The organism is Pseudomonas tumuqii, assembly GCF_013184545.1.
Taxonomy (GTDB): domain Bacteria; phylum Pseudomonadota; class Gammaproteobacteria; order Pseudomonadales; family Pseudomonadaceae; genus Aquipseudomonas; species Aquipseudomonas tumuqii.
In genome coordinates this window covers 22,826-48,203 of sequence record NZ_JAAOJA010000014.1, presented here as the reverse complement: position 1 = coordinate 48,203, position 25,378 = coordinate 22,826, and the positions used below count along the sequence as shown (strand labels likewise).

24 protein-coding genes and 4 pseudogenes are annotated in these 25,378 nt (G+C 60.1%); 12 read left to right on the top strand and 16 right to left on the bottom strand.

What is annotated here, in order from left to right; genetic code table 11:
- Window positions 1-245: 245 nt before the first annotated feature.
- The 4 genes from G9C89_RS21240 to G9C89_RS21225 all read right to left on the bottom strand — a co-directional run bounded on the left by G9C89_RS21240 (window position 246) and on the right by G9C89_RS21225 (window position 5,415).
- The gene (locus G9C89_RS21240) at window positions 246-1,598 is read right to left on the bottom strand and encodes a restriction endonuclease subunit S (protein ID WP_172151934.1); all 1,353 of its coding nucleotides are present in this window, start codon (window positions 1,596-1,598) and stop codon (window positions 246-248) included.
- Complete coding sequence (locus G9C89_RS21235) at window positions 1,588-3,516, bottom strand: class I SAM-dependent DNA methyltransferase (RefSeq protein ID WP_172151932.1); 1,929 nt, start codon at window positions 3,514-3,516, stop codon at window positions 1,588-1,590. Before G9C89_RS21235 ends, G9C89_RS21240 begins: the two co-directional genes overlap by 11 nt.
- Before the next feature lie 1,060 nt (window positions 3,517-4,576).
- On the bottom strand, window positions 4,577-4,795 hold the full coding sequence (locus tag G9C89_RS21230; RefSeq protein ID WP_172151929.1) for a hypothetical protein: 219 nt from the start codon (window positions 4,793-4,795) through the stop codon (window positions 4,577-4,579).
- On the bottom strand, window positions 4,792-5,415 hold the full coding sequence (locus G9C89_RS21225; RefSeq protein ID WP_172151927.1) for a recombinase family protein: 624 nt from the start codon (window positions 5,413-5,415) through the stop codon (window positions 4,792-4,794). The genes G9C89_RS21230 and G9C89_RS21225 overlap by 4 nt, the downstream gene beginning before the upstream one ends.
- Before the next feature lie 770 nt (window positions 5,416-6,185).
- Between G9C89_RS21225 and G9C89_RS25700 the strand changes: the two are divergent.
- The 5 genes and pseudogenes from G9C89_RS25700 to G9C89_RS21210 form a co-directional block, all read left to right on the top strand.
- Window positions 6,186-6,408: pseudogene (locus tag G9C89_RS25700) on the top strand (ISL3 family transposase); the annotation flags it as partial.
- Between the two features lie 59 nt (window positions 6,409-6,467).
- Window positions 6,468-6,612 (top strand): annotated as a pseudogene (locus G9C89_RS25625) (transposase); the annotation flags it as partial.
- 225 nt (window positions 6,613-6,837) lie between these two features.
- On the top strand, window positions 6,838-7,329 hold the full coding sequence (locus G9C89_RS21220; protein WP_172151925.1) for a hypothetical protein: 492 nt from the start codon (window positions 6,838-6,840) through the stop codon (window positions 7,327-7,329).
- 446 nt (window positions 7,330-7,775) lie between these two features.
- Entirely contained in the window at window positions 7,776-10,586 is a 2,811-nt protein-coding gene (locus G9C89_RS21215; protein WP_172151924.1) for a hypothetical protein, read from the top strand.
- Window positions 10,583-10,864: a pyocin activator PrtN family protein gene (locus G9C89_RS21210; protein WP_172151922.1), complete on the top strand. Its 282-nt coding sequence runs from the start codon at window positions 10,583-10,585 to the stop codon at window positions 10,862-10,864. Before G9C89_RS21215 ends, G9C89_RS21210 begins: the two co-directional genes overlap by 4 nt.
- On the opposite strand, the gene G9C89_RS21205 is transcribed toward G9C89_RS21210, so the two are convergent.
- Complete coding sequence (locus G9C89_RS21205; protein ID WP_172151920.1) at window positions 10,861-11,973, bottom strand: tyrosine-type recombinase/integrase; 1,113 nt, start codon at window positions 11,971-11,973, stop codon at window positions 10,861-10,863. The genes G9C89_RS21210 and G9C89_RS21205 overlap by 4 nt on opposite strands.
- An 85-nt stretch (window positions 11,974-12,058) precedes the next feature.
- Between G9C89_RS21205 and dusA the strand changes: the two genes are divergently transcribed.
- Window positions 12,059-13,084 carry a tRNA dihydrouridine(20/20a) synthase DusA gene (dusA, locus tag G9C89_RS21200; RefSeq protein WP_172151918.1) on the top strand — a complete coding sequence of 342 codons (1,026 nt, stop codon included), beginning with the start codon at window positions 12,059-12,061 and terminating at the stop codon, window positions 13,082-13,084.
- A 41-nt stretch (window positions 13,085-13,125) separates the two neighbouring features.
- Window positions 13,126-14,052, top strand: coding sequence for a transaldolase (gene tal / locus G9C89_RS21195; protein WP_172151916.1), 927 nt, complete (start codon window positions 13,126-13,128; stop codon window positions 14,050-14,052).
- Between the two features lie 60 nt (window positions 14,053-14,112).
- Here the strand turns inward: tal and rssC are convergent, their stop codons facing one another.
- Complete coding sequence (gene rssC / locus G9C89_RS21190; RefSeq protein WP_172151914.1) at window positions 14,113-14,595, bottom strand: anti-sigma factor antagonist RssC; 483 nt, start codon at window positions 14,593-14,595, stop codon at window positions 14,113-14,115.
- A gap of 8 nt (window positions 14,596-14,603) precedes the next feature.
- Entirely contained in the window at window positions 14,604-15,788 is a 1,185-nt protein-coding gene (rssB, locus tag G9C89_RS21185; RefSeq protein ID WP_172151912.1) for a two-component system response regulator RssB, read from the bottom strand.
- A 216-nt stretch (window positions 15,789-16,004) separates the two neighbouring features.
- Here rssB and G9C89_RS21180 point away from each other — a divergent pair, with 216 nt between their 5' ends.
- Entirely contained in the window at window positions 16,005-16,304 is a 300-nt protein-coding gene (locus G9C89_RS21180; RefSeq protein ID WP_172151910.1) for a PilZ domain-containing protein, read from the top strand.
- Window positions 16,305-16,382: 78 nt separating this feature from the next.
- Here G9C89_RS21180 and G9C89_RS21175 read toward each other — a convergent pair whose 3' ends face one another.
- The gene (locus G9C89_RS21175) at window positions 16,383-17,084 is read right to left on the bottom strand and encodes an MlaA family lipoprotein (protein WP_172151908.1); all 702 of its coding nucleotides are present in this window, start codon (window positions 17,082-17,084) and stop codon (window positions 16,383-16,385) included.
- Window positions 17,085-17,388: 304 nt separating this feature from the next.
- Between G9C89_RS21175 and G9C89_RS21170 the strand changes: the two genes are divergently transcribed.
- Entirely contained in the window at window positions 17,389-18,111 is a 723-nt protein-coding gene (locus G9C89_RS21170; RefSeq protein WP_172151906.1) for an HAD family phosphatase, read from the top strand.
- Window positions 18,112-18,296: 185 nt separating this feature from the next.
- Window positions 18,297-18,563 (top strand): DUF4404 family protein, encoded by a 267-nt coding sequence (locus G9C89_RS21165; RefSeq protein ID WP_172151904.1) that lies wholly within the window; start codon window positions 18,297-18,299, stop codon window positions 18,561-18,563.
- Between the two features lie 71 nt (window positions 18,564-18,634).
- Here G9C89_RS21165 and queF read toward each other — a convergent pair whose 3' ends face one another.
- The 7 genes and pseudogenes from queF to G9C89_RS25695 form a co-directional block, all read right to left on the bottom strand.
- Window positions 18,635-19,465, bottom strand: a complete 831-nt coding sequence (gene queF, locus G9C89_RS21160) for an NADPH-dependent 7-cyano-7-deazaguanine reductase QueF (protein WP_172151902.1) — start codon at window positions 19,463-19,465, stop codon at window positions 18,635-18,637.
- Between the two features lie 51 nt (window positions 19,466-19,516).
- Window positions 19,517-20,215 (bottom strand): orotidine-5'-phosphate decarboxylase, encoded by a 699-nt coding sequence (pyrF, locus tag G9C89_RS21155; protein WP_172151900.1) that lies wholly within the window; start codon window positions 20,213-20,215, stop codon window positions 19,517-19,519.
- Between the two features lie 72 nt (window positions 20,216-20,287).
- Entirely contained in the window at window positions 20,288-21,499 is a 1,212-nt protein-coding gene (locus G9C89_RS21150) for a winged helix-turn-helix domain-containing protein (RefSeq protein ID WP_172151898.1), read from the bottom strand.
- A gap of 13 nt (window positions 21,500-21,512) precedes the next feature.
- Window positions 21,513-21,995: a DUF3291 domain-containing protein gene (locus tag G9C89_RS21145; protein WP_172151896.1), complete on the bottom strand. Its 483-nt coding sequence runs from the start codon at window positions 21,993-21,995 to the stop codon at window positions 21,513-21,515.
- A gap of 15 nt (window positions 21,996-22,010) precedes the next feature.
- Window positions 22,011-22,220 (bottom strand): annotated as a pseudogene (locus tag G9C89_RS21140) (EamA family transporter); the annotation flags it as partial.
- Window positions 22,221-22,314: 94 nt separating this feature from the next.
- On the bottom strand, window positions 22,315-22,548 hold the full coding sequence (locus G9C89_RS21135; RefSeq protein WP_172151894.1) for a DUF1127 domain-containing protein: 234 nt from the start codon (window positions 22,546-22,548) through the stop codon (window positions 22,315-22,317).
- A 49-nt stretch (window positions 22,549-22,597) separates the two neighbouring features.
- Window positions 22,598-22,663, bottom strand: a pseudogene (locus G9C89_RS25695) (hypothetical protein); the annotation flags it as partial.
- Here G9C89_RS25695 and G9C89_RS21130 point away from each other — a divergent pair.
- The gene (locus G9C89_RS21130; protein WP_172151892.1) at window positions 22,645-23,499 is read left to right on the top strand and encodes a LysR substrate-binding domain-containing protein; all 855 of its coding nucleotides are present in this window, start codon (window positions 22,645-22,647) and stop codon (window positions 23,497-23,499) included. The pseudogene G9C89_RS25695 and the gene G9C89_RS21130 sit on opposite strands and share 19 nt — an antisense overlap.
- Here G9C89_RS21130 and G9C89_RS21125 read toward each other — a convergent pair.
- Window positions 23,489-24,244 carry a sulfite exporter TauE/SafE family protein gene (locus tag G9C89_RS21125; RefSeq protein WP_172151890.1) on the bottom strand — a complete coding sequence of 252 codons (756 nt, stop codon included), beginning with the start codon at window positions 24,242-24,244 and terminating at the stop codon, window positions 23,489-23,491. The genes G9C89_RS21130 and G9C89_RS21125 overlap by 11 nt on opposite strands.
- Window positions 24,245-24,348: 104 nt before the next feature.
- Between G9C89_RS21125 and G9C89_RS21120 the strand changes: the two genes are divergently transcribed.
- On the top strand, window positions 24,349-25,305 hold the full coding sequence (locus G9C89_RS21120; protein ID WP_172151889.1) for a LysR family transcriptional regulator: 957 nt from the start codon (window positions 24,349-24,351) through the stop codon (window positions 25,303-25,305).
- Window positions 25,306-25,378 lie beyond the last annotated feature (73 nt).

The following is a 25,378-nucleotide window of genomic DNA, read 5'->3' as shown; positions in this document are numbered from 1 at the left end:
CGCCTATGCGCAGGTCAATATAGTTTTTATCAAAGCCGCCAGTGACATAGTGATCCGCCTCCGGAAAGCGCTGATGAATAGCCTCGATAACATGCCAAGTCCATTCGCGTTGCTCATCGTTAATAAATCGTCTGAACAGTTCTTGAACTTCAGGGCTTTGATAATTTTCACGCATGACGCTGATTCCTTTCATTTAACTCAGCAGGCTTGGTCGCCGTACTGGAAACTCAGGTGCGGGTGACCAGTCACGCCAGGTCATCCTCTATGGCCGCTAAAGCTTCCGGCAGGCGCAGTTGGCCGGAAATTAGGCGGGGTAATAGAGAGTCGCGCAATTGAGTGAGGGTCTTGACCTTGTTTTCGTTCAAAGCAATCTGACTTTTAAGCGGCATAACCACTTCATCAAACGCACTCAATACTGGAGCTAGCGGGACAAGGATCGATAGATCGCCAAGCTTTGACTTTGAGAGTTCTGTCTGACCTGTTGAGCCTTCGCCCATAGCTTCAATATCCGGCTGCTTTCGCGCCATCCATTGCCCCAAATAAGGCCAGCTCAATGTAGAGCCAGCTCGTACTACCGTGACATGAGAGTCCACAATGACCTGTTCTGGAAGCTCCAGTATCTGAGCTACCCGCCCAAGAGTTCCAACCCCCGTTGAGTTAACAAGAACATCGCCGACTGCTAAAAAACGACCATCGATGTTGCGTTGAGATGAGTCGTGTCTACGAGCCTTCGCGTAGTCAACCGAGAAGTCCCGTATGCACTTCTGGTTGATTACCAATACCCCTCCTAAATCAACGTATTTGGGTGACACTCCACGACTGAGATAACCACTTACAGCGCTCAATTTTGAAATGCACCACCCCTTTGGCACCAACCCCAGCTCGGACTCTTCGAAGCTGTCGGGGAACAGGGCGGCGGTGGTGGCGTCCATGGCTTGTGGTTCTAGCCCTTCGGCCTTGGCGCGCACGGGGTCGAAATCGACGAACCAGGATTTGAACAGCGCCTGGGCGATGGCTTCCAGGGTGGCGTTGGTTTCGCGTAACAGGGTGATACGGTCGTCAAGTAGGCTCAGAAGCCCTGCAATATGCTTTTGCTCTTTAAGGGGAGGTAGTAACAACTTGTGCTTTTTTAGTTGCCCTAGATTGAAGCCAGGCACGGAGCTACCAATCCCGTTATCCAGAATTTCCGCCTGTTTTTCTGGACCTGAAAATACGTAATAAATGAAAAGACTATCCGTTTTTTTGAGATCTACGGACAGCTTCATCTGCTTATTGGATACCACGTACTCTGCAAACCGTGACCGTTTATCTATCAGCCCGACCTGATTAATTGTTCCCCAGCACGTGAAAACCAGATCACCTCTGCGAACAATTGATCGTTGAAATTCAGCTGCTTTCTCGGGCGAGATAAATACCAGCCCATCATCTATCAAACGCACAGAAGTATTAGCAGTCAGATTTGAGCCGCGAATTACGGGAAAACCACTATCAACAAAGTATTTAGAACTGATGCTTGAACCAAAAGGCCCCGTTGCCAATGCGAATGGCTGAGAAGCAGCAATTTCCTCAACTGTAACCTCCGACCATTCAGAACTCATACCCCAGCCCTCCCAGCTTCTGCCGGATCATCTGATCGAGTTCCGCGCCCTTGGCCATCTGCTCGCCAAGCAGCGCGGTGAGCTTCTGCATCTTGTCGACAAAGGCTTCGTCGTCATCTTCCACCGCTTCGGCACCGACATAGCGGCCCGGGGTTAGCACATGGCCGTGTTCGGCGATTTCGCCGAGTTTGACGCTGCGGCAGAAGCCGGCGATGTCCTGGTACTCGGCAATCTCGCCGCCCACATCCAGCGGTTCGCCGCGCCAGTTGGCCACGGTTTGGGCGATGCGTTCGATGTCGCTGTCGAGCAGCTCGATCTGCACGCGGCTGACGTTGCTGCCGAGTTTGCGCGCGTCGATAAACAGCACTTCACCGGGGCGGGCGACTTTCTGTTTGGCCAAAAACCACAGGCAGGCGGGAATCTGGGTGTTGAAGAACAGCTGGCCGGGTAGCGCCACCATCACTTCCACCACGTCGGCCTCGACCATGGCGCGGCGGATGTCGCCCTCGCTGTTCTGGCTGGAGCTCATCGAGCCGTTGGCCAGCACGATGCCGGCGCGGCCGCTGGGTTTGAGGTGATAGAGCATGTGTTGCAGCCAGGCGTAGTTGGCGTTGCCCTGCGGCGGGTTGCCGTAGACCCAGCGCGGGTCGCCTTCCAGGCTGCCGTGCCACCAGTCGCTGATATTGAAGGGCGGGTTGGCCAGCACGAAGTCGGCGCGCAGATCGCTGTGCTGGTTACGGATAAAGCTGTCGGCCGGCTCTTTGCCCAGGTTGAAGTCGATGCCGCGAATCGCCAGGTTCATCGCCGCCAGGCGCCAGGTGGTGGGGTTGGACTCCTGGCCGTAGATGGACACATCGCCGAGCTTGCCGCCGTGGGCTTCGATGAACTTCTCGGACTGCACGAACATGCCGCCCGAGCCGCAGCACGGGTCATAGACTTTGCCGTGGTGCGGGTTGAGCACTGCCACCAAGGTCTTGACGATGCTGGCGGGCGTGTAGAACTGCCCGCCTTTTTTGCCTTCGGCGCTGGCGAACTGGCCGAGGAAGTATTCGTAGACCTGGCCGAGCAGGTCGCGGGCCTTGCTGGCGTCGCCGCCAAAGCCGATGGTGGAGATCAAATCCACCAACTCGCCAAGCTTGCCGTCCGGCAACTGGGCGCGGGCGTAGCGTTTGTCGAGGATGTTTTTCAGCCGTGGGTTTTCCGCTTCGATGGCGCTCAGGGCCTCGTCGATGCGTTTGCCGATATCCACCTGTTTGGCGGCGGCGCGCAACGATTCCCAACGGGCCACGGCCGGCACCCAGAACACGTTGACCTCTTTGTAGTAGTCGCGGTCTTCCAGCTCGGCATTGATCTGCTCTGGGTCATTGCTGCCCAGGTAGTAGTCGTCGTGCTCGTCGCTGAGCTTGCGTTCCAGCTCGGTACGGCGGCCGGCGAAGCTGTCGGAGATGTACTTGAGGAAGATCAGCCCGAGCACGATGTGCTTGTACTCGGCGGCGTCCATGTTGGCGCGCATTTTATCGGCGGTGGCCCAGAGGGTTTTCGCCAGGTCTTGCAGGGTGCTGCTGGCCTGCTGCTTGGCCGGGCTGCGCACGGCGGCTACGGCCTCCGCCAGGTATGTGCCGGAGACTTCAGCCACGCCTGCCGGCTCAAACCGCTCGCGGGCTTTATTCAGGGTTTGCTGCGCCAGGCTCAGGCTGGCGCCCTCCTCGGCCTGGGTGCGCTTGACCGCACCGCCGCGACCGCGGCCCTTGGCCAGTTCGCCGGCTTCGATCAGCGCGTCACGCGCCGTCCAGAACTGATCCTCGCTCAACTGCGGAAACTGGCCGCGCAAGCGCTCCAGCAACGACTGATTGCCGATACTGCCGGCAGCAGGTACGGCCGCGAGCAGGGCCTGAGATAACAGGGCCGGATCACTCATGCATAACTCCTCAATGCGGCCCACATACGGCGGACACGCAGCTACTCAAACGAAGATGGCGACATTGGCTTGCTGGAAACCGAGGGAGACATTGCGACGGGCACTTGCCAAGCGGTAAGTACAGGCGCAGAGCCGTCCCTGGAATACCGCGGCCTGCAGTGCTGTGATGCTCGTCACCTTATCCACTGGCCGGGCATGGGTAAAGCAATGCCCGGTGTATTTTGCCAGCAGGGTCAGTTAACACAGCCACCCCGCGGCGATTGCCGAGCCGGATCACCAGGACGCTCAGCGTGTCGCCCTGGATCTCGCAAATCACCCGGAAGTCGCTAACAGACCGCCCAGCGGACCCGTGAGTACCTTTCCGGTACTACGCGGTTCACAGCAGCCGGCGACACGCTCACCCATGAAATCGAGGGGATGTGCCGATGCGTTTTCAAACGTCGATGCGAGTGGCCGATCAACCCACGCCGCGATGGCGGCTAGTGCACGGAAAATGAGGCAACAAATTTCGAGTAGCGACTACGCGACCGGATACTAAGCTTTGGAGTCCTACGATTTCGCACTGACTATTTATCGGTTACTGGAACGGTTATTTGCTTGCTATTTCTTCATCTATTCAAACGAGTAGCTAACGTAGCACTGATAACGATACCTTTTGCAAAATATAATATCTGGTCGATTTCCTCAAGACACTGATTACATTGAAGATTACCGAAAATATCCCGAACAGGCTCGCGAGGGTTTTGCCTGGCAAACAAGTCACTAAGCCAAACAAGAATACTTAGGGACTTAGCGCTGGAGAGATTTCAATGAGCGTTATTTTCACTTGGAGATCTCTCTTTTTTTCAGCCTCTCTTTCTCATATAAATAAATTATTAAATAATAAATATATATACTAAATAGTAGCTATAACGTAGAGGGTCACGACTTAGCCCTGCGGGCGCAGCCGAGCCCTTCCTGCCGGTTCCTTGCGAGCAGCCTAAACCTTCGGCCAGCTCTTCAGCCGGCCGTTGTTTCGTTCGTACTTCAGCCCTAGCTTGCGGTTAGGGCTTCGTCGCGTTCATAGCTCACCTTCAGGGGCAATGAGCTTCTGCACCCTCTGCATGGTGGACTTGGCGCAGCCGCACACCGTTGCTATTTTTCTGATCGGCATGCCCACATCGAGGCACAACTTGATCCGAGCATGCAGCTCGGCGTCTATCGGGCGGCCTTTGTACTTGCCTTCGGCCTTTGCCCTCTTGATTCCTTGCAGCCTTCGCAGCTGGCCCTCTTCGGTCATGTGTTACTCCCTGTGCCTGTGCCAGTGCCAGTGCCAGTGCCAGTGCCAGTGCGAGTGCGAGTGCTGGCTATCCGGCATGCTGCCAGCTCGCGGTAGACGGTGGCCTGGCCCACGCCTACCTGACGGGCAATCTCGGCCTTAGTCACGCCATCGCCCGCCAGGCGCAGAATGGCCGCGCGTTTATCCTCGTGGATCGGCTTGCGCCCCTTGTACTTGCCGGCCTTCTGCGCCTTGTCGATCCCCTCGCGCTGCCGTTCCAGCATCATCTCCCGCTCAAACTGGGCAATCCCCCCCAGCACGGTCAGGATCAGCTTGCCGGTGGGCGTGCTGGTGTCCAGCCCCAGATTGAGGATCTTGACCTCAACCTTCTTCAGCTCCAGACGACGCAGGGTCTGCAGCAGGTCGGTGATCGAGCGGGCCAGCCGGTCGAGCTTAGTGACCACGAAAGTATCCCCCACGCGGGCAAACTCAATGGCCGCTTCCAGTTGGGCACGCTGGGCCACGGACGACACCTGCTCTTTAAAAACCTTTTCACAGCCGCACCGCTCCAGCTCGCGCAACTGGGCCTCAAAGCCGGCCTCTTGCTCAATGGTTGAGGTACGGGCATAGCCTATATCCATGGGTTTTCTCCCATATACGTTTATGACTCTGTGATAGCGCCCCTCCCAAAAAGGAAACCCCACTCAAATGGGAGGATTAGCCCGGGTTTCGCCTGCTATCACAGGGGCCAGCTCTATTGGGAGATCACCTAGAACCTCCCAACTTGGATTACCGGAAAATCGCAGATAAATACAGACATATAAATTTATATACAGATCCACAACAACACACCACGCCACTAACTAAATTCGCAAGATTATTTTGAAATATCTGCAGCGACGATCCCCCAATAAAACTCACACAAAAATTGACCCACTCCACCACCCCCGCCCACACTTTTTTTTACAAATACACTCCCACACCACTCAAACAGAGTTCCTCACCATACTTCTCACCTTGGAAAAACCATCGGTACACAGCACAACACTCAATGGGGAGGACCAATCAACCTGAAAGCATCTCCATGACTAATACAAAACTTAGATTTTCACGCACGATACATCGCGGAAAAACCAAAACAATCCAAAAGGCACACCGTCTCAGGTTACCTACGATTTTTAGAACTCAGCCTCTCCATCAAATAATCTACACGCGAGAAACTACGCCCCAGAGAATGGCCGGACGTTTCCTAACCCACTTAGCAGGCTGTTGAGGTATGCAATTATCTGAAGCAAACGACGCACCTTTGGACGAGGTCAGCGCGGTTTGCCTACCGCCTCTCGGGGTGTCAAATGAGACAAATCCTGGATTCGCTACGTGTCGGGCGCACTTCAGCCGCACGTTCGCGGCCAATCTGTTCGACCAGCCTGTTCTGCTCCATCTGCCGCTGCGCCGCGTCGATTGACTGCGCGGTGGGCGGGTGCCCGAGTGGATCGACTGGCTGGAGCTGGCGTCGCGCCTGACCCAGCGCTTGCGAGTCTGGCTCGAAGGCTTACTGCAACTGCTTCTCCAGCCATGTCGGGCGCCTGGCCAGTCGGCACTGGCACACCTTCAAGACGCTCGGCAAGCGTCGCTGGTGGCGACTGTCGGGGCCTTTGAGACAGGCGAAGGCAGCGACTGGTGATGGTGAGTCCCCATGCATACCAGTGTCCTGGAGGCGTGAACAACCACATCAAGGTGATCAAGCGCATGGCCTATGGCTTTGGGGGGACTCGGGTTGCTTCTTCCTGAAAATCAAGGCCGCATTCTCCGGAAGCGCGCTGAAAAAAAAAATATAAAAAATTAAGCCACCCCAACCTTGAGGGCGTGAGAAACCGCATCAAAGTGATCAAGCACAAGGCTTACAGGTTACGGGGCTCCGACCACTCTTGCTTAAGAATCAAAGCAACATTCCCCGGGAAAGCGCGATGGATCTATGTCTTCTATCGGCAGATTCTAAAAAGTCGGCTCATACTGAAATCAGGCAGTAGACGCGTGCAGTCATAACCGAGTGGAGTAGATACATGGATAGCAAAGACGAATATGTTAAAAAACCAGAATGGGCTACTGACGATTTCGAGTACATAGTCATCGAGACTGACACCCCCAGCTACGACCACATGACGAGCGAGGCTGGTGGTCGAGGCCAGCAGCTTCGCAAATCCACCGTTCTCTACGACTCCTTGGCCTTGACATACAACCGGATGGCTCCCGGGGATCTGCTGGTGGTGGCGCTGCCAAATCGCCCTTCCACCAGCAACCTGCGTAAGACCATCGAGAATCGAGGGCTCCAGGAAAAAGACTACCGCCTTTTCAGCCCTACGTTCGACAAACATGGCCAGCGCTACCCCAAACACAAACGTCCTCTGGCCTTGCAACGCATTTCCCACCAAAAAATGCGAACTGTTCATACATTCACTGCTCTGGCTGAAAGCATTGCGAAGGAAGCCGAACAACGTGGTATCTCGAACAATTTTTCGTATCCTGAAAGCCCCGTAGATCCCGGACCTATTTAACAGTTATGGAAAAAAATACAGAAGCTTATAGAGCCTGACACCGGGGGAATCGAAGGCTTTATTACAAGTAACCGCTCCGTAAAGAAAGAGCGAAACTCAAATTTAACCCCAACTCACTGTGGGCTTCTGCTCCAGCCCTCCAAAACTACACAAACTTCAATTTATGGGGACTATCTGCACGCGTTACAAATAATAATAGCTCTATATCTGCCCCCCAAAACACCGCCGAAGAACACCAGGCATATACGCTCCGCATGCCCGGAACCTCTTCGCGGCACAATTTTATCTCACCAATTTCGTTGGCCACTTGCATAACACCGCATTCGACCGGCTCGTCAATTGCTCCTCTATCTGCGACCGATAAATATCAACCAGGACAAGAGACTGCCTCCTGCTGGAGTTAACTACGGGCCACATAAAAATTATTAAGTCGAGAAGGATACAATATGTATTACTACTATCAGCGCTCTGAGCATGATGCATGGACACCTCTGTCCAGTAACAACGGCGAAGACCCGGTGGCGCTGGCCAAGGCCGCAGGGGCAAAGAAGCTCACGATCCTGGCGCTGAACCAAATGGTCGCCGACGGCACCGATCCCGAGGTGCCGCGCAACCGCGACAAGCTGGGCTACCGGGGGCCGCTGTACTTCGACATCGACTGCAAGGACGACCTGCCGCTGGCCATCGCCAGCGGCAAGGAACTGGTCGACAAGCTGGTCAAGATGGGTGTACCGAAGTACGTGATCCAGGTCTACTTGTCCGGTTCCAAGGGCCTGCATGTGCTGGTCCCGGAAAGCCTGTTCACCAGCTACCGGTTCACTCTGCGCCTGCCGGAAATCTACAAGGAGATGGCACGCGAGCTGTTCGTCCTGGGTCTCGACTTCGCAGTGTACTGTGGCGGCCGGGGCAACAGCTTCCGCATTGCCAACCTGCAGCGCGCCGATGGCAACTACCGCGTGCCGGTGACCGTCGACGAGCTGGATACCCTGGACGAGGCGACCTACCGCGAATGGGTGAAAGGTCCGCGCAACGTCGAATTCGACAACCCGCAAGGGCTGGTGGTGCATGAGCTGAAGGCCATATTTGATGAGTCCAAGAAGCGCGTCAACACCAAGCCCAAGGTAATGATCATCGCCAGCTCGTCTGACATTGAGAAAATCCGCGAGCCGGTGCCGGCCTGTGTCCAGGCGATCTGCGACAACAAGGACGTGAAGGGCGACGCCAGCTTCAACCAGCAGGCCACCCAACTCGCCACCTACATCGTCCGCGCCGGGGTCTCGCAGAGCGTCGCCGACAGCCTGGCCTCGCGCCTGGCCAGCAGCGCCAAGAGCAGCAAATACAACACGCCGAAGGCCCGGCGCGACCACATCGAGGCGCAGATTCGCTACGTCGAGCACACGCCGAGTTTCAGCTTCGGTTGCAACGCGATCCGCGCCCTGCTGAGCAAGCGCCCCTGCGAAGGCTGCGCGATTGAGGGCGGGGGCGGGCAGGACGGTGGCCTCGACCTGAACATCACCGCCGAAGCCCTGCATGACGGCTACTACGTGAAGTTCGGCGATGGTAAGCGGCGCATCAGTGACTTCACCCTGCAGCCGTTGGACGTGTTCATCGACGTGCCGCAGGACGGCACCAGTCCGCGTCGGGTCGGCACCCGTATGACCGTGCTGAGAGGGGGCATCGAGGTTGGCAATATTCTGTTCAAGGAATCGTCATTCGCCGGCCGCGCTGCGTTCCTGCGTGAGATCGAGGGTCTTTCCGACCTGACGTTCCACGGCACCGATCTCGACGTGCAGCGGATCAAGAAAGCGGTTTATCAGGGGGATCAGGACGTGGGAGAAGTCTTCCAGGTTTATACCTGTGGGGTCCACCTGGACTTCATCGACAACAACGCGGTGTTCACCTACGTCGAGCCCGACATGAGCATCAACTCGGTGAAGGTTCAGGGCACCCACCAGTACCTCGGCAACCTGCAGGCGCGACCGTTCCTGGCCCACACGCCGATGTGCGAGCGGGCCGATGTGGAGGTGGACAAGGCGCTCTACCACCTGCTGCGGATCAACCAGAAATATGAGGTCGGGGTTATGATCGGCTGGTCTGTCGCCGCCCACTTCAAGACCCACCTGATGTACCTGTACAAACAGTTCCCGATCCTCTCCCTGTGGGGCAGCGCCGGCTCCGGCAAGTCGATGACGGCGGGTCTGATCACCTGGCTGAACGGCACCGACTACATGCAGCTGGACAGTGGCGTCAGCGCCCCGTCGACCTCGCACTACGGCATGCTCGACTACCTCGCCGGTACCACCACCGTGCCGCGCATCGTCGAAGAGTTCAACCGCTCGAAGATGACCAACGCCGGCTACAAGGACATCGGCGAACGGATCAAGTCGGCGTGGAATGCTGAGGCCACCCTCAAGGGCCGCCCGAACGGCGGCCGGGGCATGGGCCGGGTCGGCGCCGAAGCCATCGCCATCCCGGTCAGCGCCCCGGTGATCGTCATCTCCGAGCAGGAGATCGAGATGCCAGCGATTCAGGAGCGCAGCCTGCGCCTGCACCTCACCAAGGTGAAGCGCGGCCAGTGCCGCGACGATTTCCGCCTCGCCAGCAAGTCCCGCCAGCAGCTGCGCCGGCTCGGCAAGACGATCATGGCCAGTGCGCTGACCACCACCCTGGACGATATCGAGCACCTGATGGGCAAGGCTTCCAAGTTGCTCCCGGAGCACATGGACGACCGCCCGCGCTACTCGCTGCTGATCGTCCTGGTGGGGCTTTGGAAGCTCCTCGAAATCTGTGCGCAGCTGCGTCTGTCACGGTCGCTGACGATCCTCGAAACGGTGATCAAGGCGGTAACCGACCGTTTGGCCAATGACGGTGACGGCTACGTGCAGTCCGAGATCGACCTAGTCATGCAGAAGATCGCGGTGATCATCGCCATTTCGCGCAGCGCCGACGAGGCCAAGGTCGGCCATGTGTACCTGCACGAAGGCCTGCAGTATGCGGTGACCCCGGAGTACCTGGTGCTCGATCCGGTGCTGACCCACGCCAGTTACGCGCGCTATTGCAACGTCGATGAACGCACCACCCCGGTCATCGCCAGCGCCGCGCAGTTCATCAAACTGATCCAAGAGGAACCGTATTTTGTGAAGACTGAGCCCTATGCTGACATGGCCGGCGGGCGCCCGATGCTCTTCCTGTCGCTCAAGCAGCTGATGGAGAAGAACGTGGATATCAGCCTGCTAGGCCACGGGGGTGCGATATGAATACTATTTTCCTACTGATGGCCCAGTACAACGGGCAGGCCATCATCCCACTTGAGCGAGTCTGCGCTGACTACTTCAGCCACCTGACGCCGGAGAAAATGAAGCTCAAGGTCGCCTCTGGCCAGATAGACCTGACCCTGGTACCTATGGAGAGCAGCCAGAAGTCAGCGCGGGGCGTCCACCTGTATGACCTAGCTGCGTACCTTGATGCCCAGCACAGCAAGGCCAAAGCCGAGCACGACAAGCTGATGGGCCGCGGCATACGCCGAGCCTCCTAACCTGACACGGCCCCTATAACGGGGCCAGTTACTACCTTTTCCAACCATGGCCAATCCTTGTAAGGATCACCGTTCGCCCGCAGGTGCGTGTAGCGCCGCATCGAGTTCCAATCCCGATGCCCCGACACACTGGCTACCTTCGGAATATCCCATCCCATTTCAAATAGCCGACTCACACCATCGTGGCGCAGGTCGTGAAAATGCAGGTCGTCAATCTCCAGAAAGTTGCAGGCGCGGGTAAAGGATGCCGACACGGACCGACAGTTATAGGGGAACACCTCAGCGGCAATGCGGGGCATTGACTGGATTACTTGCCACGCTTCATCTGGAACCAGGCACCACACATCATTGCCGTGCTTCTGGCCCGGATTCTTCATGTCGGTGATCAGTACCCGCTGCCCCGTCTCATCCATGGCATCCCAGCGAATGCGCGTTATCTCTTCTTGGCGGCGCGTCGAGAACAGCGCGAACACCATCACCCGCGCCATATCAATCTGTTGCTTGCGGCGTTCGCGCATTTCGAAAAAGTAGGTCAGCAGCTTGTCCAACTCGGTAAGCGTTGGTCGGCGACTCCTTTCCCTACTCTTGGTCACAGCCCCCATGTTGCGCAGTACACGGCGCGCATCAGGCATTGCCATCGGATCAATGTCGAACCCCCATGCCGGCCTTGCTACAGAGAACACGGCGCCCAGGTGAGCCAGATCATTACCGAGCGTCTGAGCCTGAATACCATCCTCCTGCATCCGACGATTGCCGTACTCGACCAGCTGTTGGCTGGTGATTTGAGAGTCTTTAAGGTCTCCAAGCCATGTCTGGCTAATGGCCCTTAGCGTGGCGCGCTTGGTCTTGCCCAACGGCCTGATCTTTTCGTACTCATCGAGGTAGCACTCGATCATTTCCTTGACCGTCACACCCTTGCGATTTGCCTTGGCAATGGCACCTGGTTCAGCCAGCTCAGTCTCGCGCCGCTTGATCCAGGCCTGCGCCGTGGCCTTACGGTCGAACGTCTGGCTTTCCTGATAAACTGTCACGCCCTGCTGCATGATCCTGATTTGCGCGGTATACCGTGCAGACCCGTCCTTGCGCTTGCGGATAGTGATAGAGCCCATAATTTTGCTACACGACGAAACTGTCTTGCTACATTGTAGCAAAGCACATTCAGAAACAAGCAAAAACAAGCGGAAACGGTAGCAAATGAGCGAAACAGAAACCCCCACTAAATCAGGCTCAACGCCAGCAAAACCACGGCCTGAGCCAAGCAGGAGGTTTTCTGTTGCCCCGATGATGGACTGGACGGACAGGCACTGCCGATTTTTCCTGCGTCAGTTGTCGCGGCATGCGCTGCTGTATACCGAGATGGTCACCACGGGTGCGCTGCTGCATGGCGATAGCGCGCGCTTTCTACGCCATAGCACCGCGGAATACCCACTGGCGCTGCAGCTGGGTGGCAGCGTGCCGGCCGAACTGGCGGCCTGCGCCAAGCTGGCTGAAGCGGCAGGCTACGACGAGGTCAACCTGAATGTCGGCTGCCCCAGCGACCGGGTGCAGAACAATATGATCGGCGCCTGCCTGATGGCCCATCCGGCGCTGGTCGCCGAATGCGTCAAGGCGATGGGCGATGCGGTGAGCATTCCGGTGACCGTCAAGCACCGTATCGGCATCGACGGCCGCGACAGCTATGCGGAACTGTGCGATTTCATCGGCCAGGTGCGCGACGCCGGCTGCCAGAGCTTCACCGTGCATGCGCGCATCGCCATTCTTTCCGGGCTGTCACCCAAGGAAAACCGCGAAGTACCGCCACTGCGCTATGACTTGGCGGCGCAGGTCAAACGCGACTTCCCGGATTTGCAGATCATCCTCAACGGCGGCATCAAGACCCTGGAGGAATGCCAGACCCACCTGCAGACCTTCGATGGCGTGATGCTCGGTCGCGAGGCGTATCACAATCCCTACCTGCTGGCACAGGTCGATCAACAGCTGTTCGGCTCGACGGCACCGGTACTCAGCCGCTTCGAGGCGATGCAATCGATGCGTGGTTATATTGCCGAGCACCTGGCCGAGGGCGGCAGCATGCACCACATCACCCGCCACATGCTTGGCCTGGCCCAGGGCTTCAACGGCGCCCGGCGCTTCCGCCAGCTCTTGTCGGTGGATATTCACAAGACCGCCGAGCCCCTGGTGCTGTTCGATCAGGCGGCGCAATTGCTGCAAGGGCGCTGACTCGGGTAAGGTCATGGCATCAGTAACGATAAGGCAGGACCATGACTTCCAAGCTGGATCAACTCAAGCAGTTCACCACTGTGGTCGCCGATACCGGCGACCTCGACGCCATCGCCCGCATGCAACCGGTCGACGCCACCACCAATCCGTCACTGCTGCTTAAAGCCGCCGCCATGCCGCGCTACGCCGAGCTACTGAAAAATGCCGTCAGCGCCAGCCAGGGTGACCTGGGCCTGGCCTGCGACCGCTTCGGCGTGACGGTCGGCCAGGAAATTCTCAAGATCATTCCGGGGCGTATTTCCACCGAAGTCGATGCGCGCCTGTCCTTCGATACTCAGGCCACCTTGCGCCGTGCCGAACGCCTGATCGACCTGTATGGCCAGGCTGGCATCGGCCGCGAGCGGGTCCTGATCAAGATCGCCTCGACCTGGGAAGGTATCCGCGCCGCCGAACAACTGGAAAAAGCCGGCATCCAGTGCAACCTCACACTGCTGTTTTCCTTTGCCCAGGCCCAGGCCTGCGCCGATGCCGGGGTGTTCCTGATCTCACCGTTCGTGGGCCGGATCTACGACTGGTACAAGAAAGCCGAAGGGCGTGATTTCGTCGGCGCAGAGGATCCGGGCGTGCAGTCGGTGACGCGCATCTACAACTACTACAAGGCCAATGGCTACGCGACCGTAGTGATGGGCGCCAGCTTCCGCAACATTGGCCAGATCGAGCAGTTGGCCGGTTGCGACCGTCTGACCATCAGCCCGGAACTGCTGCAGCAACTGGCCGATGACCAGTCCCCGCTCGAGCGCAAGCTGAGCAGCGGCCAGCCCGCCGAAGCGCGGCAAAGCCTAGAGCAAAGCCAGTTCCGCTGGGCGATGAACGAGGATCCGATGGCTACGGAAAAGCTTGCCGAAGGCATTCGCCAATTCGCTCGCGACCAGGAAAAACTGGAAACGCTGCTCGCCGACCTCGCCTGAATGCAACGCGGGGCGCCGATGCTCATCGCGCGCCCCGCATCTATTGAAGACAGCAGCCTATCAGTGATGCTCTAGCGCATTGACCAGATCGTGGAAGGCTTCGCGATTGGAGTCGTTCAGATCCATCAAGATGCGGTGAGCTTCCAGCACTTTGGCCCGCACCACTTCTTCCGATTGATCCTGCGAGGGTAGATCGTCCAGGCACTCTGGACAGGGAATTGGCGTATCGACGATGTTGAACACCTGATCGAAGCCCATCGACTGCAACAGCCGCGTGATGTCGGGATGGGTGGTCACCACGGTTGGCAGCAGACCGATCTTCTGCCGCGAGAGAATCGATAGCTTGGCCAGCAAGCCCAGGGTGGTGCTGTCGATGCTGCGCGTTTCGGTCAGGTCGATGACGATGGCGGTGAAATTCAGCGCAGTAAAAATCTTTTCAATGGTGGAATCCAGCGCCGAACACAGGGTCAGGCGCACTTCACCAACAAACTTCAGTACGAAGGTACCGTCTTGTTCGGCGAACTGGATTCTACCGGGGCTCATCCCAGGATTCATGCAAGGTTCCTGCTTAACACCAGCAAGGCAATATCATCCGGCATATCCGCCAGATTGGCCAGCCCAAACACTTGACGCAAACCATCCAGGGTTCCGCCTGCCGAACTGACCAAACGGGGCAGCGCGAGTTCTTTTTCCTGCAGGGTATCGCCTGGCAGCAGATCGAGAATACCGTCAGATAGCAGCGTCAAGCTGAACGATTCCGGCAATTTCAGCACATGATCGCTGTATTCGGCCTCATCGAACAAGCCAACCGGTAAACCACGCCCGGTCAGGTAATGCGCTTCACCTTCGCTGTAAAGCACTGGCAGCGGCAGATGGCCGCCGATGCTGTAAGTCAGCTGGCCCAGCTGCGCATCGATGACCCCGCCCAGCATGGTCACGTGCTTGCCCAGCTTGCAATTGATCAGGCCACGGTTGATATGGCCGAGGACTTCCGAAGGCTTGAACGCGGGAAAGCTGCCATTGCGCCGCAATTCATAGAGCAAGCGGGTAGTCATGAACTTCAGCAGCACGGTGACGAATGCCGAAGAGGCGCCATGCCCGGACACGTCCGCGAGGTAAAAGGCGATGCGGCGCTCATCGACGCGGAAGTAATCGACGAAGTCCCCGGACAGATAGAGCGACGGAATGATCTGGTGGGCGAATTGCAGACCATCGGCTTTCCAGGGCGTGACCGGCAGCATGTTCATCTGCACTTGCCGACCGGCATTCTGGTCTTCCTGCAACAGATGCAGGCTGGCTTGCAGCTCGATGTTGGCTGCCTCCAGTTGTTCCCGATAGCGCTGGTTCTCCTGGCGCAGATGCGAGCGATCCAGCGCGCGGCGCACCGAATGTTCGAGCACCGCGAGATCTTCCAGGGGCTTGATCAGGTAATCGGCGGCGCCCAGGCGCAAGGCCTCGACCGCGTCGTTCATCACGCCGGCGCCCGATACCACGATAACCGGGGTTTCCACCTGCAGCTCGTTGATCCGCCGGATCAGCTCGAGGCCATCGACCTGCGGCATACGCAAATCGCAGATCACGACATCCGGCTGTTCGCGCTGGAACACCTCGAAGCCTTCCAGGCCATTACAGGCTTGCAGAACGTTGAAGCCGCTGTCTTCCAAGTAGGCCGCAAGACTCGCGCGCACCACTTCGTCGTCATCGATAATCAGCAGCGTGGCACTGGTTTTGTGCATTGGGTATCCAGGCAAACTGCGCCGGGGCAAGGCTAGGCGTAAGCACCAGGCCATCGGCCTGCGCACGTGTACTCGGTTCGTCTCAAGGCGCTGACGGTACTCCCATACGCACCTCGATTCAAGCATGCGCCAGTCATCGCTACGCGACTTTACACCGCAAATCGGCGAAGGTTATAAGGGCCACAGGAGAACCCTACAACAAAGAGGATAGCGTCCATGAGCCAAAGTAATCACGATTACAGCGAAAAACGCGATTACATCCGCATGCGACTGGAAGCACCGGTCACCCTGCAGCATGGCGGAAAGGAAATTCCCGCACTGTGCCTCGACCTGTCGAGTACCGGCATGCAGCTCGAAGTCGAGTGTGCGCTGAAGCTGGGTGACAAGATCAAGGTGCATATCGCCTCCGACCATAACCAGCTCAAAGGGCTGGTGGCCGAAGCCGAGGTGGTACGCGTCAGCGACCTGGACAATGGCCGCCAGACCCTGGGCCTGACGATTCTGTCGATGAGTTGAAATCGGCAGCACTCAAAACGCAAAAAAGGCGGCCTGGTATGGCCGCCTTTTTTGCATGAAATGCCTGAAGGCAGGACGCTAGAAATCGTCCTCGACATCACCGTCGCGCACCTTGAACTCACGGTTCTGCAGGTAGGCGTTGCGGATGAAGATGTACTTGTCGCCACTGACCATCCGCTCGGCCGACAGCAAACTGGCACGGGTATCGATAACATTCACACCGCGCGTGAGGTTACGGGTCGGCACATGGTCCATATACCGGTAAGGCTGGAGCAGGCTGTCCGGCGCTTTGCTGAACGTATCGCGCACCGTACTCGGACCGAGCAGCGGCAGCACCACATAGGGTCCACTGCCCAGGCCCCAAGCGCCGAAAGTCTGACCGAAGTCTTCGTCGCTGCGCTGCAGGCCCATTTCTCGGGCCACATCGAAGAAGCCCAGTACGCCAAAGGTGGTGTTGAAGATCACCCGACTGGTGTCCACACCGGCATCGTGCAGCTTGCCTTGCAGCACGTTGTTGGCCAGGTTGCCAACATCGCCGATATTGCCGAAGACGTTATGCACGCCGTCTTCGAGAAACTGTGGGGTTACCGCCTGATAGCCCTGCGCCAACGGCTTGAGCGCATAGGTGTCGAGGGTGTCGTTGAAGCGGAAGATCGCCCGATTGAAGCCTTCCCACGGGTCATCTTCAGCGGCCTGAGCCACCAACGGAAGCAGTACCAGACTGGCACAGGCGCACAATCGGCCCAGACGATCGATCCAGTTCGCACCGATTACAGGCATTAGGGTCTCTCCTTGAGAAAAATTGTCGGCCGGCCCCAGGGCGACCATAGAGGCCCGGCAGTATAAAGCCTGATGCAGCCAAATAGGCAGTCGAGGGGACCAGCAAACTGCAGGAAAAAACCTTACTCAATATCCCTCCCCCTCGTCAGGTGGGACATGGGCAATCATCATGGGCGTCGACTGATCGGACACCAGCCCCCCGCCATACGGATCGAGCGTCTTTGCCGCTAGCCGTCACATAAGCTTCATCTTGTCGTCATCAGCAGCCCGCACACTGGACCTGATAACTTCAAGGATGACCAGCATGCCAGTCACCCCTCCCGCCTTCACTGCCTTGCTTTTTGGTTTATCCGGTTGCCTGGTGGACTTTGGTGCACGCACATTGCCCACGGCCATGCAACGCCTGTATCCACGACACGGTGGCGAACAGCTCAATGCCGTACCTGGTGCCCTGGAGCAACGGCTTGGCCGCACGCCCAGCGCTGGCGAGCGACAGGCCTTCGAGCAGGCCTTGAGCGAAGCAGCCTGCGAACACGCCGAACTCACTCCGGGCGCCCTGCAGCAGTTGCAACAACTGCACCAGCAGAAAGTGCCCTGTGCCTGGCTCGATGAACTGCCGCGTGATGCCAGCATCGCCCTGGCGACCCCGCTGCCCGACTGGCTCCCTGCCACCCCGAGCCGAGTCGGCCGCGCCTGGCCGGCGCCGGATGCCTGCTGGCAGGCACTGGCGGACTTGCAGGTCGAGCAACTCGATGGCTGCGTGCTGATCAGCGGCGAACCGCGCCTGCTCCAGGCCGGCCTCAATGCCGGGCTGTGGACCATCGGCCTGGCGGCCTGCGGACCACTCTGTGGCCAGGCGCCAGCAGACTGGCAAACTCTCGCAGCAGCCGAGCGCGACCGCCTGCGCACCCAGGCGACCTTGACTCTATATCGCCTCGGCGTGCACGCGGTAATAGATCAATTGAGCGAACTCGGTCCCTGCCTGGCCGACCTCGGCTCACGCCGACAGAAGGGGGAAAAACCCTGAGCGGTTGCGCAAAAACTCTCGCCGATTGCGACCGTCTCCATACGCCCGACGCCCCAACCAGCTCAAGCAATAGATTTGATCCCGGGCAAGCAAAGCCGCGCCGCTTGGATTACCCTAGCAAGCATGCAAGGGCCTCCGCGAAGGCGCAGGGTCAATGTTTTGCCTATCAATAAAGGGAGAGATTTATGCCTGCAAACCGTCTGCAGCAACAGCTGGAAGAGCTGCGCGAACAGTTGGCTCAGGATCCGCCACTGACTGAAGAAGAACGGGCATCGCTATTTGTCCTGACCCAGGAAATCGAACTCCAGCTGGCCCGCCAAGCGGCGGCCGCACCGGATGCCACCCTGATTGATGGCGTCAACCTGGCAGTGGAACGTTTCGAAGCCAGTCATCCGACCCTGGCCGGCACCTTGCGCAACATCGTGCAGAGCCTGGCCAACATGGGGATCTGAGAGGCAGCGGCAAGCTGCCCTGGTGTGCGCAAGCTCTTGCTTGACGCTTCCAGCTTGCCGCCTCCTCCCCGTTACTGGCGCACCAAGCGCCGGTTGTCCGGCGCTATCGCCGCCGTACTGCGGTAGGGATTGATATCCAGGCCGCCGCGACGTACGTAACGGGCATACACCGTCAGGTACTCGGGCTGGAGCAGGTGCTGCAGATCGAGAAAGATCCGCTCCACGCACTGCTCGTGGAAATCCGCATGCTGGCGAAAGCTCACCAGATAGGCCAGCAAACTGGCGTGATCCAGCGCCGCGCCGCGGTACTGCACCACCACGCTGCCCCAATCCGGCTGGCCGGTGACCGGGCAGTTGGACTTCAACAGGTGGCTGTGCAGACTTTCCTCGACTAGCCGCTGCGGCTCGCAACGCAGCAGTTCCGGCTGCGGTCGGGCGTAGTTGCTGATGACCACATCCAGGTCATCGATGCACTGCCCGGGCAGCGTCGCCACCCCTTCGGCCGTCACCTCGGCCAAACTGCGCACGCGTACACCCACCGACTTGCCGGCGACCGCCGACAAATCCCGGCGCAACACTTCCTGCAATTCGGCGATGTCGGCGAACGCCGTCTGATTCAACGAGTTGAGGTACAGCTTGAAGGATTTCGACTCGATGATATTCGGCGAATCCGCCGGGATGGCGAACTCGCCGATGGCCACCACCGGCTTACCCGAAGGCAATAGCCAGGACAGCTCGAAGCAGTTCCAGAAATCCACCCCCTGATACGGCAGAGTCTCGGCCGTCAGGCCCAGCTCGGCCCACTTGGCGGCGCGCGCAATCGGGAACAGCAGCGACGGCGTGTAGGTAGCGATGTATTCGCTGGACTTACCCAGTGGCGAATCTTCGGCGGCGGGATGCATGGCAAGAACCTGACTGAGTCGAATTGAGCGACTGTAATTGTTGACGGGCTATCAGGCCAGCTCGGCCACGACCGCCGCCAAGGCCTGTGCCGGATCGCTGGCCTGACTGATCGGCCGGCCGATGACCAGATAATCGGAACCGACATCCAGCGCCTGGCGCGGAGTCAGAATACGCCGTTGATCGTCCTGGGCGCTGCCCGCCGGACGAATGCCGGGAGTGACCAGCTGCAACGCCGGATAAGCGGCCTTGAGCGCCTGGGCTTCCTGGGCGGAACACACCAGACCATCCAGCCCGGCTTGCGCGGCCAGACCCGCCAGACGCAAGACTTGCGCCTGGGGTTCGATATCCAGGCCGATGCCGGCCAGGTCCTCGCGTTCCATGCTGGTCAGCACGGTGACGCCGATCAATAGCGGTTTGGCGCCGGCCAGCTTGTCCAGGGTCTCGCGGCAAGCCGCCATCATGCGCAGGCCGCCCGAGCAGTGCACGTTGACCATCCACACGCCCAGCTCGGCCGCGGCCTTGACCGCCATCGCCGTGGTGTTGGGAATGTCATGGAATTTCAGATCGAGGAACACCTCGAAACCCTTGCCAGCCAGGGCACCGACGATATCCGGGCCGCAGCGGGTGAAGAGTTCCTTGCCGACCTTGACCCGGCACAACCCGGGGTCGAGCCGATCGGCCAGCGCCAGGGCGGCATCACGGGTCGGGAAATCCAGGGCAACGATGATCGGGGTCTGACAGGCGGACATGGTGGGCTCTCGGGCAAGACAAATTCGCCGCGCATTGTAGCGGAAGCCGTAGCCGATTGCCGACTCGCGGTCTCAGCCGAGATACCCACGCAGACGTGCGGCGATGCCGCTCGTGCAGTTGAGCGCTACGCGCTCCAGCCCCAACCAACCAGCCAAGGCCCGCAGGTTGAGCGCCAGCGCCGCCAAACCCGGTTCATCCAGCCCTGGCGTTTCCACATGCACAGCATGCACGGCCAGACAGCCATGAGCGCGTTCGGCGCGCAGATCCAGCCGCGCCGCCAGACGCTCCTTATGCAGAAACGGCAACACGTAGTAGCCATACACCCGCTTGTGCGGCGGGGTGTAGATCTCCAGGCGATAGCGGAAGTCGAATAAGCGCTCGGTACGCGCCCGCTCCCAGATCAGCGAGTCGAAGGGCGAAAGCAAGGCGCTGGCCTCGACCTTGCGCGGAATGGTCGGCGCGCCCCGGCAATACGCGGGCTGCGCCCAATCCTGCACCCGCAGCTGCTGGAGTTCACCGGCTTCGAGCAGTTCGGCCAGCCGCGCCTGGATGTCGCGAGCCTCCAGGCGGTAGTAGTCGCGCAGGTCCTTCTCCGTGGCCACGCCCAACGCCTCGGCCGCGTGCAACAGCAAGCGGCGCTGGGCCTCGGCGCTATCCAGCTCGGGCGCATTCAGCACCGCCGTCGGCAATACCCGTTCCGGCAGATCATATAAACGCTCGAAACCGCGGCGTCCGGCGACGGTCACCTCGCCGGTGGCGAACAACCATTCCAGCGCATGCTTTTCCGCGCTCCAGCCCCACCAGGCGCTGCTGCCGGCGGTTTTCTGCCCCAGGCTGCCGGCGCCCAAAGCACCTTGCTCGCGGACCGCCTGCAACACCCGCCGAATCAATGGCTGCTGCTCGCGGCCGAAATGCGCCAGCTGTTTATAGATGCCTTCGCCATCGCGCGCTTGCTGCATGCGCCAGCGCAGCAGCGGATAGAACGACAGCGGCAGCAACGAGGCTTCATGGCCCCAGTATTCGAACAAGCCGCGACGACGCCCCTGACTCCAGGCCGCTTGTTCCAATAGCGTTCGATCGTAAGCGCCGAGGCGGGAGAACAGCGGCAGGTAATGCGAACGCACCAAGGCGTTCACCGAATCGATCTGCAACACGCCGAGCCGGGCGATCTGTGCCAGCAGTTGGCGGTGACCGACCGCGCCCGGCAGCGCGCGGCCGAAGCCCTGGGCCCGCAGCGCCAGACGCCGGGCTTGGGCGAGGGTCAGTGTCTGGGGCGAAGTCATAGCCTGTGCGAATTCACTCAGTCACCGTCGAGGCCATCGCCGCAACCGGCATATCCGCAGGCGCAAACGCCTGGCGAAAACTGAACGCCTGCGCAGTCGACCCAAGCTCGCGGAGCAATTGCAGGCGTTCGGCAGCCTCGCCGACGCTGGGCAGATGGCCGGCCGGCACCCACCAGAGCACCATATGCGCCTCGCCCATGCGCGCGAACCATTCGTTGCGGCGCTTGAGCATTTCCGCGTGGGCGGATTTGTAGACATAGTCCTTGAGCGCCTCGACATCTCGCCACAACGACAGATTGACCAGCACTTCTTCGCCAAAGGGGCGCAGCGCGGTGGCATCGCCCGCCTCGTCCTGCAAACGCCAGACGAACCCCGGCGAGGCCTCGGCCAGCGCATTGATGCGCTCCAGATTGGCGACGAAATCCGCCATACCGGGGGACTCCAGCGGCTCCTTCATGCTGGCGATATTCAACTGCGCGAGCTGATAAGCGGACATGCTTTCTCCTTGTCTCTATCGTTCGGCATAGCGCCAGAGACTGAGGCGCCTGCTGACCCAGGCATGATTGCTGACCAGGACGATACCGAGCAACACCAGCGCCGCGCCAGCGACGAAATTCAGGCTCAGGGGCTCATCGAGAATCAGCACGCCGAAGCTCACACCGAACAGCGGCGCCATAAACGAGAACACCGCCATATTCGACGCCAGCTGGCGGCGCAGCAGCACCACCAGCTGGAACAGCAATACATCGGTGCCCTTGCGCGCGAAGTCATGCGGACAGACTTCCTGTGACAAGCATAAATCCTCCTGAAGCTGGCTACTTCGCCAGCGGATCGTCCCAGAACGGCCGCTCGGTTTCCTGCATCACATCCGCCCGGCTCAGGCCGAGATCCTTGAGCGCCGCATCATTGAGCGCCGCCAGTTGCCGACGCTGCCAGGCCAGCTCATGCCAGCGCTTGAGCTGATGCCACACCGCCCTGGCCAGAGCACCCAGGCTCACCGCTTGGCGTGGCCACACACTTGCTATTGCATAACCTTTTTGACCTTTCATCTCGTCGCCCTCCTGTGGGGTTGGCGACAGTCTCGCGCTGGGCTTATGATCAATCCAACGAATGTTTCTGATGCACCCCATCTCGGAGATTGATGAATGGCCAGCTACCCGAGCATCGACAGCGAACTGCTGCGGACCTTTGTCGCCATTGCCGACAACGGTGGCTTTACCCGAGCCGCGGAGATGGTCAACCGCACCCAGTCGGCGGTCAGCATGCAGATGAAACGCCTGGAAGAGGATGTGATCCAGCGCCCGCTGTTCCAGCGCGACGGCCGCCAGGTCAGCCTGACCGCCGAAGGCCAGGTACTGCTCGGCTACGCCCGGCGCATCCTCAAGCTGCATGGCGAGGTGATGAACACCATGCGCGAGCCGCACATGGTCGGCTCGGTGCGCATCGGCACCCCGGATGACTACGTGATGCGTTTTATGCCGGGCATCCTCTCGCGCTTCGCCCAGGCCTACCCGCTGGTACAGGTGGAGTTGCACTGCGAGCCGTCGTACAACCTGTTGCAGCGCCAGGACCTGGACCTGACCATCGTCACCCGCGAGCCGGGCACCGAAATCGGTCAGCTGTTGCGCCAGGAACGCATCGTCTGGGCCGAAGCCCAGGGTTTCAGCCCCCACGAACAGGAGCCGCTGCCGCTGGCGATGTTCAATGCCGAGTGCTTCTGCCGCTCCTGGGCCTGCAATGCGCTGGACGCCATGGAGCGTCAATACCGCATCGCCTACACCAGCCCCAGCCTCTCGGGAATCATGGCGGTGGTCAGCGCCGGCCTGGCAATCACCGCGCAATTGCAAAGCCTGATCACCCCCGACCTGCGCATCATCGGCGAAGCCGAAGGCCTGCCCAGCATGCCCTCGGCCAGCATCGTGCTGCTGCGCAATGCGCGCACCCAGTCGCCGGTGACCGAAACCCTGGCCGAGCACATCATCGAAGGCTTCAGGCTCTAAGGCCGAGCAACAGCGCACAGAGCAGCAGGAAGCCGGCGAACAGCGCACGCAACAGCCGCTCGGGCAAGGCGTGGGCAAGCCGCACGCCCCAACTGATGCTGAGCAACCCGCCCAGCGCCAGGGGCAGCGCCAGCGCCCAGTCGACATGCTCGTGCAGTGCATAGGTCACCAGGGTCGCCGCCGTACTCGGCGCCGCCAGGGCCAGCGCCAGACCCTGGGCCATCAACTGGGTGGTGCCGAACACGCCGGTCAGCACCGGCACGGCCAGCACCGCACCACCGACCCCGAACAAGCCGCCGAGCAAACCGGCAGCACTGCCCAGAACGGCCAGCCAGGGCCAGGGCTGACGCAGTTCGCTGCAGCCCGCCACCGGGCGCCAATACACGCGCGACAGGTTGTAGAGCGCCAGCGCCAGGAGAAAACCGACGAAGGCCAGGCGCATGCGTTCGGCATCCACCGTCACCGCCCAACCCGCCCCGAGCAAGGCGCACACGAAACCGCTGAGCGCCAGGGCCAGCGCATGGCGCAGGTCGATGCGGTTGCGCTGGTGATAGCGCCACAGTGCCAGCAGCACATTCGGCACCACCATCACCAGGGCTGTGCCCTGGGCCAACTGCTGGTCGAGCCCGAACAGCACGCCTAGAGCCGGAATCGCGATCAGGCCGCCGCCGATGCCGAACAGGCCCCCCAGCGTCCCCAGCAGCACGCCGAGGATTAGGTTCAGGGCAAAGTCGATCGGGTTCATCGGTGGCTCCGTTGGCGTCCTGCGCATGCTAGCCGGCCAGGACTGGCCCGGAAACGCACAGCAGCGCACAATCGCTGTGCTGATAACGCACAAGCGAGCCATGCATGAACCCCGACGCCCTGACCGACCAACTCAGCCTGTTTCTCGACGTGCTGGAAAGCGGCAGCTTCTCCGCCGCCGCCCGGCGCCATCCGCTCACCCCTTCTGCCGTGGCGCGACGGATCGATGCCCTGGAGCGCTCGCTCGGCAGCAGCCTGTTCAGTCGCAGCACTCACGCGGTACGCGCCACCCCGGCCGGGCAGGCCTTTGCCGAGCGCGCCAGGCGCATCCTCGCGGAGCTGAACCTGGCCCGTGCCGAGGCCGTATCCCTGAGCAGCGCGCCGGAGGGCTTGATTCGCATCGACGCACCGGCGCCCTTTGGCAGGCGCCACCTGGCACCGGCGATTGCCGAATTTCTCATCGCCTATCCGGGGCTGGATGTGCAACTGCGCCTGATCGACAGCTTCATCGACCTGCACGGCGCCCACCTCGGCGAAGTCGACCTGGTGCTGCGCATCGGCCCGCTGGCCGACACCCGCCTGGTCGCCACCGCCCTCGCGCCGCTGGTGCGGGTGGTCTGTGCCAGCCCGGATTACCTGGCGCGGCGCGGCGTGCCGCGCTCGCCCAGCGCACTGATCGAGCACGATGGCCTCGACTGGGACAGCCTGGCGCCACCCTACGCCTGGCGCTTCGAGGTCGACGGCAAGCTGCAGATCTGCCGACCGAAACGCCTGCGCATGACCGCCAACAACGCCGAAACCCTGCTGTTCGGCGCCCTCGCCGGCCTGGGCATCGCCCACCTGCCGACCTGGCTGATCAGCGATTACCTGCTGCGCGGCGAATTGCTGCCGCTGTTCTGCGAAGCTGGCCTGCCGGTTCCGGAACCGAGCGGCATCTACGCCCTGCGCCTGGAGCGCGAAACCGGCTCGCGCAGCTGCCTGCTGCTGGAATTCCTCAAGGCCCGCTTCGGCCCGGCACCGCCCTGGGACCTGGCCCTGCAACGCGGCCTGAACCGCAACTAAGGGTTGGGGCCGTTTCCCGCTGACGGGTTGGTAGCCATTCCAGCGACTCAGCGGCTGTGAAAATATCGAGCGG

Bases quoted from the DNA above. Each gene is read 5' to 3' on its own strand.
- G9C89_RS21240 (WP_172151934.1), bottom strand. From the start codon at position 1,598: ATGAGTTCTGAATGGTCGGAGGTTACAGTTGAGGAAATTGCTGCTTCT.
- G9C89_RS21235 (WP_172151932.1), bottom strand. From the start codon at position 3,516: ATGAGTGATCCGGCCCTGTTATCTCAGGCCCTGCTCGCGGCCGTACCT.
- G9C89_RS21230 (WP_172151929.1), bottom strand. From the start codon at position 4,795: ATGACCGAAGAGGGCCAGCTGCGAAGGCTGCAAGGAATCAAGAGGGCA.
- G9C89_RS21225 (WP_172151927.1), bottom strand. From the start codon at position 5,415: ATGGATATAGGCTATGCCCGTACCTCAACCATTGAGCAAGAGGCCGGC.
- G9C89_RS21220 (WP_172151925.1), top strand. From the start codon at position 6,838: ATGGATAGCAAAGACGAATATGTTAAAAAACCAGAATGGGCTACTGAC.
- G9C89_RS21215 (WP_172151924.1), top strand. From the start codon at position 7,776: ATGTATTACTACTATCAGCGCTCTGAGCATGATGCATGGACACCTCTG.
- G9C89_RS21210 (WP_172151922.1), top strand. From the start codon at position 10,583: ATGAATACTATTTTCCTACTGATGGCCCAGTACAACGGGCAGGCCATC.
- G9C89_RS21205 (WP_172151920.1), bottom strand. From the start codon at position 11,973: ATGGGCTCTATCACTATCCGCAAGCGCAAGGACGGGTCTGCACGGTAT.
- dusA (WP_172151918.1), top strand. From the start codon at position 12,059: ATGAGCGAAACAGAAACCCCCACTAAATCAGGCTCAACGCCAGCAAAA.
- tal (WP_172151916.1), top strand. From the start codon at position 13,126: ATGACTTCCAAGCTGGATCAACTCAAGCAGTTCACCACTGTGGTCGCC.
- rssC (WP_172151914.1), bottom strand. From the start codon at position 14,595: ATGAGCCCCGGTAGAATCCAGTTCGCCGAACAAGACGGTACCTTCGTA.
- rssB (WP_172151912.1), bottom strand. From the start codon at position 15,788: ATGCACAAAACCAGTGCCACGCTGCTGATTATCGATGACGACGAAGTG.
- G9C89_RS21180 (WP_172151910.1), top strand. From the start codon at position 16,005: ATGAGCCAAAGTAATCACGATTACAGCGAAAAACGCGATTACATCCGC.
- G9C89_RS21175 (WP_172151908.1), bottom strand. From the start codon at position 17,084: ATGCCTGTAATCGGTGCGAACTGGATCGATCGTCTGGGCCGATTGTGC.
- G9C89_RS21170 (WP_172151906.1), top strand. From the start codon at position 17,389: ATGCCAGTCACCCCTCCCGCCTTCACTGCCTTGCTTTTTGGTTTATCC.
- G9C89_RS21165 (WP_172151904.1), top strand. From the start codon at position 18,297: ATGCCTGCAAACCGTCTGCAGCAACAGCTGGAAGAGCTGCGCGAACAG.
- queF (WP_172151902.1), bottom strand. From the start codon at position 19,465: ATGCATCCCGCCGCCGAAGATTCGCCACTGGGTAAGTCCAGCGAATAC.
- pyrF (WP_172151900.1), bottom strand. From the start codon at position 20,215: ATGTCCGCCTGTCAGACCCCGATCATCGTTGCCCTGGATTTCCCGACC.
- G9C89_RS21150 (WP_172151898.1), bottom strand. From the start codon at position 21,499: ATGACTTCGCCCCAGACACTGACCCTCGCCCAAGCCCGGCGTCTGGCG.
- G9C89_RS21145 (WP_172151896.1), bottom strand. From the start codon at position 21,995: ATGTCCGCTTATCAGCTCGCGCAGTTGAATATCGCCAGCATGAAGGAG.
- G9C89_RS21135 (WP_172151894.1), bottom strand. From the start codon at position 22,548: ATGAAAGGTCAAAAAGGTTATGCAATAGCAAGTGTGTGGCCACGCCAA.
- G9C89_RS21130 (WP_172151892.1), top strand. From the start codon at position 22,645: ATGGCCAGCTACCCGAGCATCGACAGCGAACTGCTGCGGACCTTTGTC.
- G9C89_RS21125 (WP_172151890.1), bottom strand. From the start codon at position 24,244: ATGAACCCGATCGACTTTGCCCTGAACCTAATCCTCGGCGTGCTGCTG.
- G9C89_RS21120 (WP_172151889.1), top strand. From the start codon at position 24,349: ATGAACCCCGACGCCCTGACCGACCAACTCAGCCTGTTTCTCGACGTG.